At 73.4% G+C, this 16,982-nt stretch carries 14 protein-coding genes; 8 read left to right on the forward strand and 6 right to left on the reverse strand.

Going from position 1 to position 16,982, the window contains the following annotated elements:
* Positions 1 to 94: 94 nt before the first annotated feature.
* On the reverse strand, positions 95 to 1,045 hold the full coding sequence (locus tag ACFYR0_RS07700) for a YbhN family protein (protein ID WP_389323747.1): 951 nt from the start codon (positions 1,043 to 1,045) through the stop codon (positions 95 to 97).
* Positions 1,046 to 1,189: 144 nt separating this feature from the next.
* Between ACFYR0_RS07700 and ACFYR0_RS07705 the strand changes: the two genes are divergently transcribed.
* The gene (locus tag ACFYR0_RS07705) at positions 1,190 to 3,106 is read left to right on the forward strand and encodes an ABC transporter ATP-binding protein (protein ID WP_389323750.1); all 1,917 of its coding nucleotides are present in this window, start codon (positions 1,190 to 1,192) and stop codon (positions 3,104 to 3,106) included.
* A gap of 122 nt (positions 3,107 to 3,228) precedes the next feature.
* On the opposite strand, the gene ACFYR0_RS07710 is transcribed toward ACFYR0_RS07705, so the two are convergent.
* From ACFYR0_RS07710 to ACFYR0_RS07725, 4 genes are all read right to left on the reverse strand, one after another.
* A complete protein-coding gene (locus ACFYR0_RS07710; protein ID WP_389322984.1) occupies positions 3,229 to 4,176 on the reverse strand; it encodes a pentapeptide repeat-containing protein in 948 nt (315 codons plus the stop codon).
* Between the two features lie 133 nt (positions 4,177 to 4,309).
* Positions 4,310 to 5,077 (reverse strand): thioesterase II family protein, encoded by a 768-nt coding sequence (locus tag ACFYR0_RS07715; RefSeq protein ID WP_389322986.1) that lies wholly within the window; start codon positions 5,075 to 5,077, stop codon positions 4,310 to 4,312.
* A 128-nt stretch (positions 5,078 to 5,205) separates the two neighbouring features.
* Positions 5,206 to 6,357: a YeiH family protein gene (locus ACFYR0_RS07720; RefSeq protein WP_389322988.1), complete on the reverse strand. Its 1,152-nt coding sequence runs from the start codon at positions 6,355 to 6,357 to the stop codon at positions 5,206 to 5,208.
* Entirely contained in the window at positions 6,354 to 7,454 is a 1,101-nt protein-coding gene (locus ACFYR0_RS07725) for a TauD/TfdA family dioxygenase (RefSeq protein ID WP_389322990.1), read from the reverse strand. Before ACFYR0_RS07725 ends, ACFYR0_RS07720 begins: the two co-directional genes overlap by 4 nt.
* 189 nt (positions 7,455 to 7,643) lie before the next feature.
* Between ACFYR0_RS07725 and ACFYR0_RS07730 the strand changes: the two genes are divergently transcribed.
* The 7 genes from ACFYR0_RS07730 to ACFYR0_RS07760 all read left to right on the forward strand — a co-directional run bounded on the left by ACFYR0_RS07730 (position 7,644) and on the right by ACFYR0_RS07760 (position 15,967).
* Positions 7,644 to 8,666 (forward strand): AraC family transcriptional regulator, encoded by a 1,023-nt coding sequence (locus tag ACFYR0_RS07730; RefSeq protein ID WP_389322992.1) that lies wholly within the window; start codon positions 7,644 to 7,646, stop codon positions 8,664 to 8,666.
* Positions 8,667 to 8,932: 266 nt separating this feature from the next.
* Positions 8,933 to 9,991 (forward strand): 3-keto-5-aminohexanoate cleavage protein, encoded by a 1,059-nt coding sequence (locus tag ACFYR0_RS07735; protein ID WP_389322994.1) that lies wholly within the window; start codon positions 8,933 to 8,935, stop codon positions 9,989 to 9,991.
* A 42-nt stretch (positions 9,992 to 10,033) separates the two neighbouring features.
* Complete coding sequence (locus tag ACFYR0_RS07740) at positions 10,034 to 11,008, forward strand: quinone oxidoreductase family protein (protein WP_389322996.1); 975 nt, start codon at positions 10,034 to 10,036, stop codon at positions 11,006 to 11,008.
* 74 nt (positions 11,009 to 11,082) lie between these two features.
* Complete coding sequence (locus tag ACFYR0_RS07745) at positions 11,083 to 11,982, forward strand: TauD/TfdA dioxygenase family protein (protein ID WP_389322998.1); 900 nt, start codon at positions 11,083 to 11,085, stop codon at positions 11,980 to 11,982.
* A 33-nt stretch (positions 11,983 to 12,015) separates the two neighbouring features.
* Positions 12,016 to 13,356: an MFS transporter gene (locus tag ACFYR0_RS07750; protein WP_389323000.1), complete on the forward strand. Its 1,341-nt coding sequence runs from the start codon at positions 12,016 to 12,018 to the stop codon at positions 13,354 to 13,356.
* Positions 13,353 to 13,964: an RBBP9/YdeN family alpha/beta hydrolase gene (locus ACFYR0_RS07755; RefSeq protein WP_389323002.1), complete on the forward strand. Its 612-nt coding sequence runs from the start codon at positions 13,353 to 13,355 to the stop codon at positions 13,962 to 13,964. Before ACFYR0_RS07750 ends, ACFYR0_RS07755 begins: the two co-directional genes overlap by 4 nt.
* On the forward strand, positions 13,961 to 15,967 hold the full coding sequence (locus ACFYR0_RS07760; RefSeq protein ID WP_389323004.1) for an acetoacetate--CoA ligase: 2,007 nt from the start codon (positions 13,961 to 13,963) through the stop codon (positions 15,965 to 15,967). The genes ACFYR0_RS07755 and ACFYR0_RS07760 overlap by 4 nt, the downstream gene beginning before the upstream one ends.
* A gap of 123 nt (positions 15,968 to 16,090) precedes the next feature.
* Here ACFYR0_RS07760 and ACFYR0_RS07765 read toward each other — a convergent pair whose 3' ends face one another.
* Positions 16,091 to 16,732 (reverse strand): uridine kinase, encoded by a 642-nt coding sequence (locus ACFYR0_RS07765; protein ID WP_389323006.1) that lies wholly within the window; start codon positions 16,730 to 16,732, stop codon positions 16,091 to 16,093.
* Positions 16,733 to 16,982 lie beyond the last annotated feature (250 nt).

Below are 16,982 nucleotides of genomic sequence, written 5' to 3' on the forward strand. Positions count from 1 at the left end.
TGCACGTGGTCGGGCTTCTGGTCATCCGTTACGCCGAGTCCGGGCCGCGGGCCCGGCACACCTGGCGCAGGCACACCCCACCCCACGCCGGGCGTCAGATCACCTTCAGCCGCACCAGCGCGCCCAGCGTCAGCGCCCCCGGCACCAGCGGCACCCACACCGTGATGATCCGGTACGCCAGCACCACCGCCGTCGCCACCGCCACCGGGCCGCCCGCCGCGACCAGCGCCACGATCAGCGCGGCCTCCACCGAACCGATCCCGCCCGGCGTCGGTATCAGCGCGACGGCGACGGTGGCCGCCAGGTAGGCGACGGCCGTGTGCGCGGGCGGCACCGGCAGGTCCAGCGCCGTCCCCACCGCGGCGAGCCCCGCCGCCTGGAGCGCCGGGAAGGCGAACGAACCGCCCCACAGCGCGAGGGCCCGCGCGGGCCGTGTGTGCACCGACCGGGCCTCGCCCAGCGCGGTGCGCGCGAACCGCAGCACCGGCTCCCGTACCCGCCGGACCAGCAGCACCACCGCCACGGCCGCCACCGCGCCCACGCCCAGCCCGAACAGCAGCGGACCGCCCACCCCTTCGGGCAGCAGGGCGCCCGGCCGCAGCGCGTGCGGGAACGCCAGCAGCAGCACCGCCAGCAGCCCCACCCGGGCCACACCCTCGGCGAGCAGGAACAGGGCGAGGGCCGCCGAGGACCGGGCGAGCGGCACCCCGCACACGGTCAGGAAGCGGAGGTTCACCGCGCCCGCCCCGAGACCGGTCGGCAGCAGATGGTTGGCCGCGCCCGCCGCGAACTGGGTGGCCAGCAGCCGCAGCCTGGGCAGCCGTTCCACGACCGCGCCCTGCCGGCCGACCGCCGCCGCGACCCAGGTCAGACAGGTCGCCGCGCCCGCCGCGAGCAGCCACGGCCACTGCGCGTGCGCCAAGTGCCGGAACCCGTCGGCCAGTACGTCACGGTGGCGCACGGCCGGCACGGCGACCAGCGCCACCGGAAGCAGGCACAGGATCTGCCGCACCGGGACGCGCCGCCCGAGCCGTCCCACGGAAATTCGAACCCCTGTCACATCCGGACAGGTTCTCCGCACGGCGCCAACGCCGGGTGGCGGCAGCGCGGACGGCGCCTTACACCACGGGAACCGGACACATCTCCTTGACCTCAATGCCGCTTGAGGTCCTACGGTCGTGCCATGAGCATGGAGACCACCGCCTGGACGCAGTTGTACAGCGTCATGAACGCCCAGCAGGAGCGCCGCCCGTTCGCCGCCGCCACACTGCGCCGTATCGCCGCGTTCGCCCGCCCGCACCGTTCCCGTATCGCCCTGTTCGTCCTGCTCGGGGTCGTCACCGCGCTGCTGGCCGTGGCGACGCCGGTCCTCGCCGGAGGGGTCGTCGACGCGATCGTGACCGACGGCGACGAGGACACCGTCGTACGGCTCGCCCTGCTCATCGCGCTGATCGCCGTGGTGGAGGCGGCGCTCGGCATCCTCGCGCGCAGGCTCTCGGCCCGGCTCGGCGAGGGCCTGATCCTCGACCTGCGCACCGCCGTCTTCGACCACGTCCAGCGCATGCCGGTCGCCTTCTTCACCCGCACCCGCACGGGCGCGCTCGTCAGCCGGCTCAACAACGACGTGATCGGCGCCCAGCGGGCGTTCAGCAACACCCTGTCCGGTGTGGTCAGCAACCTGGTCACCCTGGTGCTCACCCTAGCCGTCATGCTCACCCTGTCCTGGCAGGTCACCCTGCTGGCGCTGGTCCTGCTGCCGGTGTTCGTGGTGCCCGCCCGGCGCATGGGCAGCCGGATGGCGAAGATGCAACGGGAGGCGGCCACGCTGAACGCGGCCATGGGCACCCGGATGACCGAGCGCTTCTCCGCGCCCGGCGCCACCCTGGTCAAACTGTTCGGCCGGCCCGAGGAGGAGTCCGCCGAGTTCGCCGACCGGGCCCGCCGGGTCGCCGACATCGGCGTCCGTACGGCGACCGCGCAGTCGGCGTTCATGACCGCGCTCACCCTGGTCTCGGCCCTGGCCCTCGCCCTGGTCTACGGCCTCGGCGGCTGGTTCGCGCTGCGCGGCACCATGGAGCCCGGCGCCGTCGTCGCCCTGGCCCTGCTGCTGACCCGGCTGTACGCGCCGCTCACCGCGCTGGCCGGGGCGCGGGTGGAGGTGATGAGCGCCCTCGTCAGCTTCGAGCGGGTCTTCGAGGTGCTCGACCTGAAGCCGCTCATCGAGGAGCGCGCCGACGCCCGGGAGGTGCCCGAGGGACCGGTCGCCGTCGAGTTCGACGACGTCCGCTTCGGCTACCCCGCCGCCGACAAGGTCTCCCTCGCCTCCCTGGAGGAGGTGGCGACCCTGGACACGCGCGGCGGCGCCGAGGTCCTGCACGGCGTGTCCTTCCGCGCCGAACCCGGCCAGACCGTGGCCCTGGTCGGCTCCTCCGGCGCGGGCAAGTCGACGATCGCCCAACTGCTGCCCCGCCTCTACGACGTGGACTCGGGCGCGGTCAGGGTCGGCGGCGTGGACGTCCGCGAGGTGAGCCAGACCTCGCTGCGGGCCACCCTCGGCATGGTCACCCAGGACGGCCATCTCTTCCACGACACCGTCCGCGCGAACCTGCTGCTGGCCCGGCCCGACGCGCCCGACGAGGCCCTGTGGGACGCCCTGCGCCGGGCCCGCCTGGACGACCTGGTCCGTGACCTGCCCGACGGTCTCGACACGGTCGTGGGCGAGCGCGGCTACCGCCTCTCCGGCGGCGAGCGCCAGCGCATGACCATCGCCCGGCTGCTGCTGGCCCGCCAGCGCGTGGTCATCCTCGACGAGGCCACCGCCCATCTGGACAACACCTCCGAGGCGGCCGTCCAGGAGGCACTCACCGAGGCCCTCGCGGGCCGTACCGCCCTCGTCATCGCCCACCGGCTGTCGACCGTGCGCGCGGCCGACCAGATCCTGGTCCTGGAGCGGGGCCGTGTCGTCGAACGCGGCACGCACGAGGAACTGCTGGCCGCCGAGGGCCGTTACGCGGAGCTGTACCGGACACAGTTCGAGCAGCAGCGCGGGAGCGGGACGGACGTGGCGGAGGGGGCGGGCACGGAAGCGGCGGGGGTGGCTGCGTAGGCGGGGGCGCCGGACCGGCCGGGCCGCGGCCCGGCCGGCCCGGCAGCGGGTCGTGGCGAGGGGCCAGGGCCCGCCGCCGTCACCGGGTGCGCGGTGACCCGTGCGCGGTCACCTGGACCGGGTCACCAGTGCGCGGGCCTGCTCAGCGCCGGCGGCAGCCGGGTGCCGGCGTCACCGCGGGCGGCGTTCACCTGCGCCTGGGTCAGGAAGACGCTGCCGGTGAGGTCGGCCCCGCCGAGGTCGGCGTCGCGCAGGTCCGCGCCGATCAGGTCGGCCATCCGCAGGTCGGCGTTCTTCAGGTCGGCGGCGACCAGCAGGGCGCCCCGCAGGCTCGCGCCCCGCAGGTCGGCCCCGGCGAGCCGGGCACCCATCAGGTCGGCCCCGCGATGGTCACGGGTCCGGCCGGGCACCTGCGCCCGCACCAGCTCGCCGACCCGCACCAGCAGCACGTTCACCTCGCCCCGCAGCGCGTTGACGTCCAGCGCCGGCAGCGTGTCGGCGTCGCCGCGCGTCAGCTCCTCCAGCCGGGCGCGCTCGCGGCGCAGCCTCTGGTGCACCGGCCTGGCCACGGCGAGGTCGAGGGCCTCGGTGACGTACCACAGCAGCTCGTGCAGCTGCCGCATCACGGGGAACACGGCGAACATCCGCTGGGCCGTCGCGGGCGCCTCCCGCCAGTCGGTGCCGCCGAAGGTGACCTGGGAGACCTTCTGCCCGGCGCCGAAGCAGTCGAAGACCGTGCAGCCCCGGTAGCCCTCCTCGCGCAGCCGCGCGTGGATGCCGCAGCGGAACCCGGCGTCGAGGTTCGAGCAGGGGCGCCCGGCCTGCTTGTCGACCGCGAAGTCGGCGGACCTGGCGAAGGGGAGGGCCACGCAGCAGAGGCCGAAGCAGTCGGCGCAGTCGGCCTGCAGGGCGCTGCGGTCGGTCGAGGGGGTGTCGGCGGTCTCGGCCCGCGCCGCTCTCCTGTCCCGCGCCGCTGCCCTGTCCCGCGACTGCCCCCGGGCGGTGCCGGACCGCCTGCGCCCCGAGGAGGACGAGGAAGCCGAGGGCGGTGGTGGTGTCTGTGGCGACAACGTGCGGACTCCTGCGGTGCGGTGAGCACCCCGTCCGGATGCTCGGAGAACGTCTGCCAGTCTCGCAGACGCCGGGAACGCCCGAGCCGCCGGAGACGCCGAGCGCCGCGCGCCCGGCCGCCGTGCGGCGGGGTCAACGAGGCGTCACGGCCGCGATGTGGTCGAGGATCTCCTGCCGTACCGCGTCCGTGTGCGTGTCCAGGAAGAAGTGGCCGCCGCGGAACACCCGCAGACGGAAGGACGCCGTGGTGTGCCGCTCCCAGGCCTCCAGGTCCGCCACCGGGGTGACGGGGTCGGCGTCCCCGCCCATCGCCACGACGGGGCAGCGCAGGGGAGGGGCCGACGGACGGTGGTACCGCTCGATGGCACGGTAGTCACCGCGCAGGGTCGGCAGCACGATGCGCAGCACGCCCTCGTCGTCGAGGAGCCGGGTCACCGCCTCGTTGCCGGCGTTGAGCCGCTTGAGCTCGGCCACCAGCTCCGCGTCGTCGGCGAACCGCACCCGCCGGACACGCGGCAGCGAGGGCGCCCGCCGCCCCGTCGCGACCAGCCCCCGGGGCGGCGCCCCGAGCGCCTCGAGGCGCAGCGCCACCTCGTAGGCGACCACGGCCCCCATGCTGTGCCCGAAGAGCACGAACGGCGGGTCGCACCGGTCGAGCAGTTCCTCGGCCACCCGGTCGGCCAGCACCGTGAGGTCCTCGGCGCACGGCTCGTCGGCACGGTCCTGCCGCCCCGGGTACTGCACCGCCAGCACCTGTACGTCCGGAGCCAGCGCCCGGGAGAGCGGGTGGTAGTACGAGGCGCCGCTGCCGGCGTACGGGAAGCAGACCAGCCGCACGGGCGCGTCCGGCGCCGGGTGGAACCGCCGGATCCACGCGCTCCCGGTCGAGGTCTCGGCCACGGTCCGCTCCCCTTCTTCGTACGGTCGCCCGCCACCCTAGGAGCAGGACGGGGCGGAGCCGTACGCCGCTGGCACGGCCTGACGGCGTGGTGTCAGCGGTCCGCGCGGCGGACGCGTACCCGCGGCCTTCACAGATACCGGTCGAGGAGGAGGAAGGCCAGGCTGGTGACGGACACCACCAGCCACAGGCAGCCGCCGAGCAGCAGGGGCGCCGGGCCGGTGCGGCGCAGCCTGGCGGGATCGGTGGACAGGCCGATCGCGGCCAGGGCGACGGTGATCAGGAAGCCGGCGAGGGTGCCGAGCGGCGCGTGGGCGGCGGACGGGACGAGTCCGGCGCTGTTCACGGCCGCCAGGGCGAGGAAGCCGACGAGGAACCACGGCACCAGCCGGCCGACGCGCGGCGGGCCCGCGGCCCCGCGGCCGGGACCGGCCGCTCCCGCGCCCGCCGCGGAGCCCACGGCGGCCGCCGCCGCGCCCACCGCGTCCTCCGCTGTGGTCGTCCTCTCGTCCGCCTTCCGCGCGCGACGGCGGGCGAGGGCGGCGAGGCCCAGGCAGATCGGGATGATCATCAGCGTGCGGGCCAGCTTGACCACCACCGCGTGGTCGGCCGCCGGGCCCCCGAAGGTGGCGGCCGCGGCCACCACCGACGACATGTCGTTGATCGCGGTGCCGGCGAACAGGCCGAAGGTCTGCGGGTCCATGTCCAGCAGATGGCCGAGGAGGGGGAAGGTCACCACCGCGGCGACGTTGAAGACGAAGATGGTGGAGACGGCGTAGGCCACCTCCGCCTCGGCCGCGGCGATGACCGGCGTGACGGCGGCGATCGCCGAGGCGCCGCAGACGCCGGTGCCCACCCCGATCAGGGTGCGCAGATCGCGTACGACGCCCAGGCGGCGCCCGATCCAGTAGGCGGCCGCGAGACAGGCCGCGAGGGTCCCGGTCATCACCGGCAGCGAGCCGGCACCGACCCGCAGCACCTGGCCCAGGGAGAGCTGCGCGCCCAGCACCACCACCGCGGCCTGGAGCACCCCGCGCCCGGCGAAGGCGATGCCGGGCCGTGTCCGTTCCCCGGGCCGCACCGCCAGCGCGACCAGTATCCCGAGCACGACCGCGCTCACCGGCCCGCCGACGACGGGCACCAGCCGTCCCGCCTCGGTCGCCACGAGGGCGATGCCGACGGCGAGCGCGAGGCCGGGCAGCCGGACGGCGAAACCCCTGATCAGGGCGGCACCGGGCGAGGGGTGGGAGGCTCCCGACGGGGAGCCGCCGGTGCCCTTCACGACCGCCACCCGCGGGGGGCGCGCGGCGGCTGACAGCCGCAGCCGGGGCGTGCCCCGCCCGGGCCGCGCGGATGGACGACATCGCGCGGGACGACCCCGGCCCGGGTCGGGGGCCGGACGGGCGGTGCGGCACCCCGTTCGCCCGGGGCGGTGTCCTCCGGGCGGGCGAGCCACAGTCGCAGCAGGTGACGTCGGTCCTGCGGGGCGTCGAAGTCGTCGTAGGCGGAACGGGCGTGCAGGACCGCGTGGTTGTCGAGCAGCAGCAGGTCGCCGGGCCCCAGATCCAGGTCGAGCCGCACATGGGGGGAGGCGGCCGTGGTGTCGATGAGGGCGTAGAGCTCGCGGTCGACGTCCTGGGTGTCGCGGGGGCCGTGGGCCAGGCGGCCGCGGTCGTAGCGCATGCTGGATCTGTCGCCGTGCCGCGTGAACAGCGGGGAGGACAGGGGGAGTTCCCCGTCGGACGTAGGCTCCCGCCCACGGTCGAAGTGATGACTGCGGTACAGGTGCGCGGCCAGGTCCGGCCGGGCGTCGAGCACGGCGTTGTGCACGGCCGCGGCACTGGCCAGCAGAGTGCGCCCGCCCGACCGGGCCGGGCGCAGGCACAGCAGGCCGAGCAGATCGGACTCGGCGGTGTGGAACGGTATCGCCGCCCGGGTCCGGTACGCGGGCGGCGCGGCTCCGCCGGGTGCCGCCCCGGCGTCCCGGACGTGGCAGAGGGTGCGGCCGTCGGGCGTCTGCGGGACGGGCCGTCCGAGGTACTGGCCGATCCCGCGCAGCACGGTGCCCGCCTCCGCCTCGCCGAGTAGGTCCGCTGGGACGCTCCTGAGCAGGACGAAGCCACGGCCGCGCGTCAGTGCCGCCGCGGCGCGTCCGAGTGCGGCGGCGAGCGTGGGCAGCGGGAAGTCGGCGACCGTCATCCGCAGCAGTGGGGCGGCACGCCGCCGGACCGTGCGCACAGCGGTACGCAGTTCCTCACGGTGTCCGGCGGACAGCGTCAGGACCCAGTCGTCGCGGTCCGCCACCTCGGGGCCGTACCACAGGGCGGGACCTGTGAACGGCCCGCTCGGCACGGTCGTCGCATCCGGGGTTTCGGCCATGGTCGCCTCCGCGAGGTCTGGGAGAGCCGGGCAGCTTCTGGCGGCGGCGCGGCGGCCGGGCGCTGCGGCCGGACCGCCGCCGCGGTGCCGTGTCGAACGGGGATGCTATGAAGCACCCGTCCGGGATGCTTGACGTACAGGGACGGGAAACTTAACTTCTGGGGACCCCGCCGCCCCTGGAGCGTGTCCATGAGGCCCCTCGCCCGCACCGCAGCGCTGAACGGCTACGTCGAACTGAGCCGTTCGCTAGGTCTCGACCCCCGGACGCTGATGAGGAGCGTGGGCCTGGACACCGCGGACCTCGCCGTCCAGGACCGGTGGATCTCCGCCACGGCCGTGGTCGGCCTGCTGGAACTGTCGGCCGCCCGCTCGGGGCGCGAGGACTTCGGGCTGCTCCTGGCGGAGTTGCGACGCTTCTCCAATCTCGGGCCGATCAGCCTGCTGGTGCGCGAGGAGCCCGACGTGCGCAGCGCGCTGGCCCTGCTGATCCGCCATCAGCACACCTACAACGAGGTCCTGCACGCCCGCCTCTCGGAGGGCAACGGGGTGGCCACGCTCAAGGTCGACCTCCGGCTCGGCGAGCCACACCCGGCCCGGCAGGGCACGGAGCTCGCCGTGGGCGCCTTCCACCGGGTGCTCTGCGGTTTCCTCGGCCCGCGCTGGCGTCCGTCGTCGGTGTGCTTCACCCACCGGGCGCCGCGGGACACCGCCGGACACCGCCGTCTGTTCGGACCGGTCGTGGAGTTCGACCGCGACTTCAACGGCATCGTCTTCTACACCGACGACCTGGACGCCCCCAACGCCATGGCCGACGCGCAGCTGCGCAGCTACACCCGGCAGTACTTCGAGCCCGTCGCGGCCCCCGTCCAGGCCTCCGAGGCCGACCGTGTGCGCGACCTGATCGAGGCGCTGCTGCCGACCGGGCGCTGCTCGATCGAGCAGATCGCACGCAGTCTCGGTGTCGACCGGCGCACCGTGCACCGCCATCTGGCCCGGTGCGGGGAGACGTTCTCCTCGCTGCTGAACTCGACCCGCAGGGCGCTCGCGGAGCAGTTCGTCGCCAATCCCAGTCGTTCCCTGACCGAGGTCTCCACGCTGCTGGGGTTCTCGTCGCTGAGCGCGTTCTCCCGGTGGTTCCACGAACAGTTCGGCACCGGTCCGCGGGAGTGGCGCAAGGCCCGGACCGGCTCGTCGGGGCCGGGCGGAAGCTGAGCCGGCGGGACGAGGCACGCGTCCGGGCGGAAGCTGAGCCGCCGGGACGTGGCACGCACGGCGGTGGCGCCGTATCGCCGCTCCCGTGTCCCCGATCGACAAGTCACCTGTCACCGCAGGCAAAGCGGGCCCCTTCCGCCGCCCCTACCTTGGCACCACCGCGCAGGCCACGAGCTGTCAATGGTCCGGACGGCCCCCGGTCACGGCCGGTCGTCCCCCAGCCCCTGCCGCGTGAAGCCGTCTCCCGATGCCAAGGAGAAGCACCCGTGCACTTCCACGACGACTCCCTCTTCCCGGAGAACCAGGAGAAGCTGGTGATCCAGGCCGCGCCGTACGGCCCCGAGTGGCTGCCCGGGGACGCGGACGACCTGCCCCTGACCATGGACGAGCACGTCCAGGCGGCCGTCGACTGCTACAACGCCGGCGCGACGGTGCTGCACATCCATGTGCGCGAGCTGGACGGCAAGGGCTCCAAGCGGATGTCCATGTTCAACGAGCTGCTCGGGCGGCTGCGCGAGGCCGTGCCGGACATGGTGCTCCAGATCGGCGGCTCCATCTCCTTCGCCCCCGAGGGCGAGGGCGGCGACGCCAAGTGGCTCGCCTACGACACCCGCCACCTGCTGGCCGAGCTCACCCCGGCGCCGGACCAGGTGACGATCGCGATCAACACCAGCCAGATGAACATCGTCGAGATCATGAACGACGACGATCTGGAGGGCACGTCCATCGCGAAGCCCGACTACTACCGGGCCTACCGCGACATGGTCGTCGAGGCCGGTCCCGACTTCTATCTGGAGCACCTCAGGCGCCTGCACGCCGGCGGCATCCAGCCGCACTTCCAGCTCGCCCACCTGGCCCAGCTGGAGACCGTGGAGCGGCTGATCCGCGCGGGCGTCTACACCGGCCCGCTGATCCTCAACTACGTGGCCATCGGCGGCGGTTTCGCCGGCCGGCACCCCGCCGACCTGGTCGAGTTCATCCGCCGTGTGCCGGACGGCGCCGTGCTGACGATCGAGAGCTCCATGCGTGCCGTGGCCCCGATGAACGCCGTCGCCATCGCCCTCGGCCAGCATGTGCGCGTCGGCAACGAGGACAACCTGTGGGGCGCGAAGGGCGAGCGCATGTCGTCGGTGGCCCAGATCGAGCAGATGGTGAGGATCTCCGAGGCCCTCGGCCGCGACATCGCCACCGGCACCGACGCCAAGCGGATCTACCGGATCGGCGAGTACTACGCCGACGCCGACGAGACCCTCGCCCGCCTCGGCATGGTGCCCAACCGCCGCCCGGGACAGCGCGGCTTCATGCTGCGCGACGTCCAGGCCTGACCCGGCCCCCTTCCCCGCCCCACGAACCCCCGGGAGCTCCCTGTGGCACACGCCGTCCGCTTCTACGAAACCGGTGGCCCTGACGTCCTCACCTGGGAGGAGGTGACCGTCGGCGACCCCGGCCCCGGACAGGTGCGCATCCGGCACGAGGCCGTCGGTCTCAATTTCGCCGACACCTACTTCCGCACCGGGCTCTACCCGGTCCGGCTGCCCGACGGCATCGGCGTCGAGGCCTCCGGCGTGGTGGAGGCGGTCGGCGAGGGCGTCACCCACGTCACGGCGGGGGACAGGGTGACGTACACCGGGAGCCCCCTCGGCGCGTACAGCACCGAACGGGTCATGGACGCCTCGCACCTGATCCGGCTGCCCCGCGAGATCAGCTGCGAGACGGCGGCCGCGATGACCATGCGCGGCCTGACGGCGGCCTACCTCCTGCGCAGGATCCACCCGCTGCGGGAGGGGGACACGATCCTGCTGCACGCGGCCGCCGGCGGCGTGGGCCTGATCGTCTCCCAGTGGGCCGCGCTGCTCGGCATCCGTGTGATCGGAACGGTCTCCAGCGAGGAGAAGGCGGAGCTCGCCCGCGCACACGGATGCGAGCACGTCATCCGCTACCGGCAGGAGGACGTGGCCGAGCGGGTGCGGGAACTGACCGGCGGCGCCGGAGTGCCGGTGGTGCTCGACAGCATCGGCAAGGACACCTTCGCCGGCTCGCTGGCCTCGCTGGCCCGTCGCGGCCTGCTGGTCTGCTTCGGCACCGCCTCCGGCCCCGTGCCGCCGATCGACGCCATGCAACTCGCCGTCCGCGGCTCGCTGTTCGTCACCCGGCCCGCACTCGCCGACTACATCGCCGACCCCGCCGAACGCGACGCCCTGGCGGGAGAGCTGTTCGGCCACGTCGCCTCGGGCCGCATCTCCATCGAGATCAACCAGCGCTACGAGCTCGACGACGCCGTCCAGGCGCACCACGACCTGGAAGCCGGACGCACCACCGGGTCCTCCGTCTTCGCGCTGTGAGGCCCGTGGAGCCGCAGGACCCGTGAGCCAGTGAGCACCGCACCCTCCACCCCCATCCCCTGGAGTGAGCACTCATGCCCGACACCCTCTCGCCCGCGCCGCGTCCAGGCGCCCGGCGCACCTCGATCGACGTGGAACCGCTGACCTGTGCCATCGGCGCCGAACTGCGCGGTGTGAGCCTCGCCGACGCGGCCCGCGACGACGACCTGTTCGCCGAGATCAGGAGTCTGCTGCTGCGGTACAAGGTCCTCTTCCTGCGGGACCAGGACATCTCGCGTGCCGACCATGTCGCGTTCGCCTCGCGGTTCGGCCCGCTGGAGGACCACCCCGTCGCCGGCAGCGACCCCGAGCACCCCGGACTGGTCCGGATCTACAAGGACCTGGACAGTCCCCCGGAGCACTACGAGAACGCCCTGCACACGGACGGCACCTGGCGGGTCAACCCGTCGATGGGCGCGGTACTGCGCTGCGTCGAGTCACCCCCGGTCGGCGGTGACACGATCTGGGTCGACATGGCGGAGGCCTACCGCAGGCTCCCCGACGACATCAAGACCCGCATCGAGGGACTGCGCGCCCGGCACAGCATCGAGGCCACCTTCGGCGCCGTCATGCCGCAGGAGCAGCGCCACGCGCTGAAGGAACGATTCCCCGACGCCGAGCACCCCGTCGTGCGCACCCACCCCGAGACGGACGAGAAGATCCTCTTCGTCAACGCCTTCACGACGCACTTCGTCAACTACCACACGCCCGCGAACGTCCGCTTCGGCCAGGACTTCGCGCCGGGCGCCGGCCAGCTGCTGGCCTATCTGATCAGCCAGGCCGCGATCCCCGAGTACCAGGTGCGCTGGCGGTGGACCCCCGGCAGCGTGGCCGTCTGGGACAACCGCTCCACCCAGCACTACGCCGTCCAGGACTACTGGCCCGCCGTCCGCAAGATGGAGCGCGCCGGAATCGTCGGCGACAGACCCTTCTGACCTGCCCCTTCCCCAGCAGTCGAGGTGATGACAATGGAGTTTCCCACCACTGCGCAGCCCACGGCCCCGACCGCGTCGGCCTGGCCCGTCCCCAGACGCTATGCCTGGACGGTCTTCGCCCTCAGCTTCGCCCTGCTGCTCTCCGACTACATGTCCCGCCAGGTGCTCAACGCGGTCTTCCCCATGCTGAAGGCCGACTGGCTGCTGTCCGACGCCGCCCTCGGATCGCTCAGCGGAGTCGTGGCCCTGGCCGTCGGCGTGCTCACCTTCCCCATGTCCCTCATGGCCGACCGCTGGGGGAGGGTGCGCAGCCTGCTGCTCGCCGCCACCCTGTGGAGCGTGGCCACCCTCGGATGCGCCCTGTCGGCCAACTACGGGGAGATGTTCATAGGCCGCCTCTTCGTCGGCATCGGCGAGGCGGCGTACGGCAGCGTCGGGATCGCCGTGGTCCTCAGCATCTTCCCTGTCACCCTGCGCGCCACGCTGTCCGGCGCCTTCATCGCAGGCGGCGCCTTCGGCTCCGTGCTCGGCGTGGCCGTCGGCGGCGCCGTGGCCCAGGCGGCGGGCTGGCGCTGGGCGTTCGCCGTGATGGGAATCTTCGGCCTGGTGCTCGCCGCCGTGTACGGAGTCGTGGTCAAGGAACGCAAACTGGCACCGCGCGAACGGCCCACCGCCGGCGAGAAGGACGGCAAGGAGCCCGAGAAACTGCGCGTCCACCTGCCCCGGCTGTTCTCCTCCGTCTCCGTCGTCAGCGCCTACGTCGGCAGCGGACTCCAACTGTTCGTCGCCGCAACGCTCCTGGCCTGGCTGCCCAGCTTCTTCGACCGCTACTACGGCATGGCGTCGGCCAAGGCGGGCGCGACCGCGGGCGGCTTCGCGCTGATCATCGGCCTGGGGATGATCATCGGCGGCCTCGTCTCCGACCGTGTCAGCTCCACGGCACCCGGCCGCAAGTGGGCCGTCGCCGTCGGCTGCAGCCTCGGCTCCCTGCTCCTGCTGACCATCGCCTTCCAACTGCCCACCGGACCCGCCCAGTTGCTGGCACTCGGCTTCGGCTGTCTGCTGTCGGCCGGCTCCGCGGGCCCTGCGGCGGCCATGGTGGCGAACCTGACCCCCGCGGCCGTGGCCGCGACCGCGTTCGCCACCCTCACCCTGGCCAACAGCCTGCTGGGCCTCGCCCCGGGCCCCGCCGTCACGGGCGCGCTCGCGGACCGTATCGGCCTGCTGGGCGCCCTGCGTGTCGTCCCCCTCGTCGCGGTCGCGGCCACGGTGGCCTTCCTGATCGGCCGGCGCCGGTACACCCGCGACCTCCTCCGCCTCGGTGTCACCGCCGAGAAGGCGGAGCCCAAGCAACCGTCGGAGATGGGCACATGAGCTCCACCACGGAACCCACCGTCGTCATCGTCCCGGGACTGCGCGACCACGTCGCGGACCACTGGCAGACACGGCTGGCCGAACGGCTCGCCGAGGCGGGCCGTACCGTGCGCACCGTTCCCCCGCTCGAGGGCGAGCGGCTCGCCCTGGACGCCCAGGTCGGCAGCCTCGCCGCGACGCTGGCGCCCCTGGACGGGCCCCTCCTGCTGGTCGCCCACAGTGCCGGTGTCATCACCACGGTGCACTGGGCCGCGCGCCACCGCGCCGACGTACGCGGCGCGCTCCTCGCCACCCCGCCGGACTTCGGCACCCCGCTGCCGGAGGGCTACCCCACCCGGGTTGAACTCGCCCGGAACGGCTGGACGCCGGTGCCCCGCGGACCGCTGCCGTTCCCCAGCATCGTCGCCGCCGGCGCCGACGACCCGCTCGGCGCACCGGACCGCGTCGCCGCCCTGGCCCGCGACTGGGGCAGCCGCCTCGTGGAACTCGGCGCGGTGGGCCACCTCAACCCGGCCTCGGGGTATGGCGAATGGCCCCTGGCAGAAGAACTGCTCGCCCAGCTGGAGTCGGGCCCCGCCCGCACCGTACCCGCCGGGGAGCGCGTATGAGCCCGGACCCCGACCTGCTGTGGACACCGGGACCGCGCGAGTCGGAGGACTCCAACGTCGCGCTGTTCATGGCATGGCTGTACGAGACGCGCGGCCTGAGCTTCGCCGACTACGCCGAGCTGTGGCGATGGAGCTCCACCGACCTCCCCGCCTTCTGGTCGGCGGTGTGGGAGTACTACGGGCTGGACGCCGTCTCCGGATACGAGGAGGTGCTGGCCGACGCCACCATGCCGGGAGCCCGCTGGTTCACCGGCTCGCGCCTGAACTTCGCCGAACGGTGCCTCGCCCGGGCGACCGACGAGCGTCCGGCACTGGTGAGCGTGACCGAGCGCGGCGAACCGGCCGAGATGTCGTGGGACCGGCTGCGCCGTGAGGTGGCGGCCGTGTCCGAAGCGCTCCGGGGCATGGGCGTCGGGCCCGGCGACTGTGTCGCCGGGTATCTCACGAACCTTCCCCAGGCGGTGGTGGCACTTCTCGCCGCCGCCGCGGTCGGCGCCGTGTGGACCGTCTGCTCACCCGACTTCGGCACCCCGAGCGTGCTCGCGCGCCTGCGGCAGGCCGAGCCGAAGGTCCTCGTCGCGGCGGACGGCTACCACTACGGAGGCAAGGACCACGACAGACGCGCCACGGTCACCGAACTCCTGGACGGCCTGCCCACGGTCCGCCACCTCCTGGCCGTCGACAACCTCTTCCCGCCGCGTACGGACCAATGGCCCGTACGACGCGGCGTCACGGTCCACGACTGGTCCGCGCTGTCGGCCACGGACCGGGCGCCGGTCTTCGAGGACGTGCCCTTCGACCACCCGCTGTGGATCCTCTGGTCCTCCGGAACCACCGGTGTCCCCAAGGGGATCGTGCAGGGCCACGGCGGCATCGTCGTCGAACTGCTGAAGGCGCTGGGGCTCGGCGCCGACCTGCGCCCGGACGACCGGTACCTGTTCGTCACCTCCACGAGCTGGATGGTGTGGAACTTCCTGGTCTGCGGGCTGCTGCACGGCAGCACGATCGTCCTGTACGACGGCAGCCCCACGCGCCCCGACGCCGCCGGCGCCTGGCGCGTCGCCGAACGGACCGGCGCGACGATGGTCGGCGTGGGTGCGGCCTACCTCGCGGCCGTGGAGAAGTCGGGTCTCCACCCCGCCGCAGACCTCGACCTCGGTGCCGTGCGCTCGGTCCTCCAGACAGGCTCGGCCATGGCGACGAGCACCTGGCGATGGGTCCACGAGCGGCTCACCCCCGGGGTGTGGCTCCAGTCGATCTGCGGCGGCACCGACATCTGCTCCGTCCTCGCGGGCGGCACACCGCTCCTGCCCGTACGCGCCGGCCGTATCCAGTGCCCGGCGCTGGGCGTGGCGCTGGCCGCCTGGGACGAGTCGGGCCGGCCCGTGACCGGCGAACAGGGCGAACTGGTGGTGACCGCGCCACTGCCGTCCATGCCCCTGCGCTTCGTCGACGACCCCGACGACGCGCGGTACCGGGCCAGCTACTTCGACACCTATCCGGGGGTGTGGCGGCACGGCGACTGGGTGACCGTGGACACGGACCTCTCCGTCGTCGTGTCCGGCCGCTCCGACTCCACGCTCAACCGCATGGGCGTGCGCATGGGCTCAGCCGACATCTACGCGGTGGTGGAGCAGGTGCCCGGCATCACGGACAGCCTCGTCGTCGGCGTCGAACAGCCCGACGGGGGCTACTTCATGCCGCTGTTCGTCGTGACGGAGACCGACACGGGGTCCGACGGCCTTCTGCGGGAGCGGATCACGGCGGCCATCAGGCAGCGGCTGTCGCCCCGCCATGTGCCCGACGTGGTCGTACGAGTGCCCGCCGTGCCCCGCACACTGACCGGCAAGAAACTCGAGGTCCCCGTCAAACGCCTTCTCCAGGGCGCGCGCGTCCGCGACGTGGCGGGCCCGGGCACGGTGACGGACGCCCACATGCTGGACTGGTTTGCGGAGTACGCAAGCCGGGCCGGTGTGAGCCCTGGACCACCGGCGAACGGCTGACCGGCCACGCTGCGGGCGGACTGGATCGGTCGTGATCCACCTGGGAGCCCGCCGGGGCTTGAGCTGTGTTGCCGGAAGCGTGATCACGCGGCGTCCTTCGCCGGGGCCGGTGCCCCGGGCACGTCAGAGCGCGAACGCAGGGACCCCGGGGATACGGGTCACACCGCACACCCCCTGTGCCCGCGAGGGCGCCGCGGGCTGCGGCGTGAGGGCCGGCCCGATCAGGGGCATGACGGCCGCCAGCATCTCCGCCTCGCTCGCGGTCCCGTCCACGACCAGGTCGGCCGCCGCCCGGGAAGGCGCGACGTGGGCTGCGTGGCGGTCCCTGCCGGTCTGCAGGTAGTTGCGCAGGGACAGCCGGGGGTCCTGCCGCTGCGCCTCGATCTTCCGGAGGATCTTGCGGGCCAGGCGTATGTCGTCGGGGGTGTCGACGTACACCCGCCACGCCGCCCGCCGGACCACGGACGGCAGTGACAGCGCGAACAGGCCCTCGACGACCACCAGCTGCACGCCGGGGCGCAGCAGCGCCGCGTCGATGGCGTCTGTCACCGCCGTCTCGTCGATCGACCCCGGATGGTTCCAGTCGAGGACGGCGTGCCCGTCGGCACTGACCGTCCACACACCCCTCAGGGGGTCGTGCGCGGGCACGTAGTAGTCGTCCAGATGGACCAGCGCGATGCTCTCGGGACACTGCAGCGACAGGGCTTCGGCAAGGGTGGACTTGCCGGATGCGGTGCCGCCTGCGACCGCCATTACACCCGTCATACCGGGCGCTCCTCATGTGCTCAAAGGGGATGGTCGAAGCGGCCGGACTAGCCGGGTGCAGGGACTGTACGGCGGCGTGATCGCCCATGGCAAGCAGGGAAAAGCGGCCCGGCTCGGCGGAGGCCGGGGCCGCGGCCTCCGGTCGACCTGCGCGCCGGTCCCGGCGATGCCGCGGACCTTCGCAACGGGTACGCGGGTTGTGTACGGACAGCGATGGAGCTGCCGGCACACAGCGTGTGGAGGCCGGCCA

The sequence above is a fragment of the Streptomyces sp. NPDC005017 genome (assembly GCF_042873115.1).
Taxonomy (GTDB): domain Bacteria; phylum Actinomycetota; class Actinomycetes; order Streptomycetales; family Streptomycetaceae; genus Streptomyces.

Bases quoted from the DNA above. Each gene is read 5' to 3' on its own strand.
- ACFYR0_RS07705 (WP_389323750.1), top strand. From the start codon at position 1,190: ATGGAGACCACCGCCTGGACGCAGTTGTACAGCGTCATGAACGCCCAG.
- ACFYR0_RS07725 (WP_389322990.1), bottom strand. From the start codon at position 7,454: ATGGCCGAAACCCCGGATGCGACGACCGTGCCGAGCGGGCCGTTCACA.
- ACFYR0_RS07730 (WP_389322992.1), top strand. From the start codon at position 7,644: ATGAGGCCCCTCGCCCGCACCGCAGCGCTGAACGGCTACGTCGAACTG.
- ACFYR0_RS07745 (WP_389322998.1), top strand. From the start codon at position 11,083: ATGCCCGACACCCTCTCGCCCGCGCCGCGTCCAGGCGCCCGGCGCACC.
- ACFYR0_RS07750 (WP_389323000.1), top strand. From the start codon at position 12,016: ATGGAGTTTCCCACCACTGCGCAGCCCACGGCCCCGACCGCGTCGGCC.
- ACFYR0_RS07755 (WP_389323002.1), top strand. From the start codon at position 13,353: ATGAGCTCCACCACGGAACCCACCGTCGTCATCGTCCCGGGACTGCGC.
- ACFYR0_RS07760 (WP_389323004.1), top strand. From the start codon at position 13,961: ATGAGCCCGGACCCCGACCTGCTGTGGACACCGGGACCGCGCGAGTCG.
- ACFYR0_RS07765 (WP_389323006.1), bottom strand. From the start codon at position 16,732: ATGACGGGTGTAATGGCGGTCGCAGGCGGCACCGCATCCGGCAAGTCC.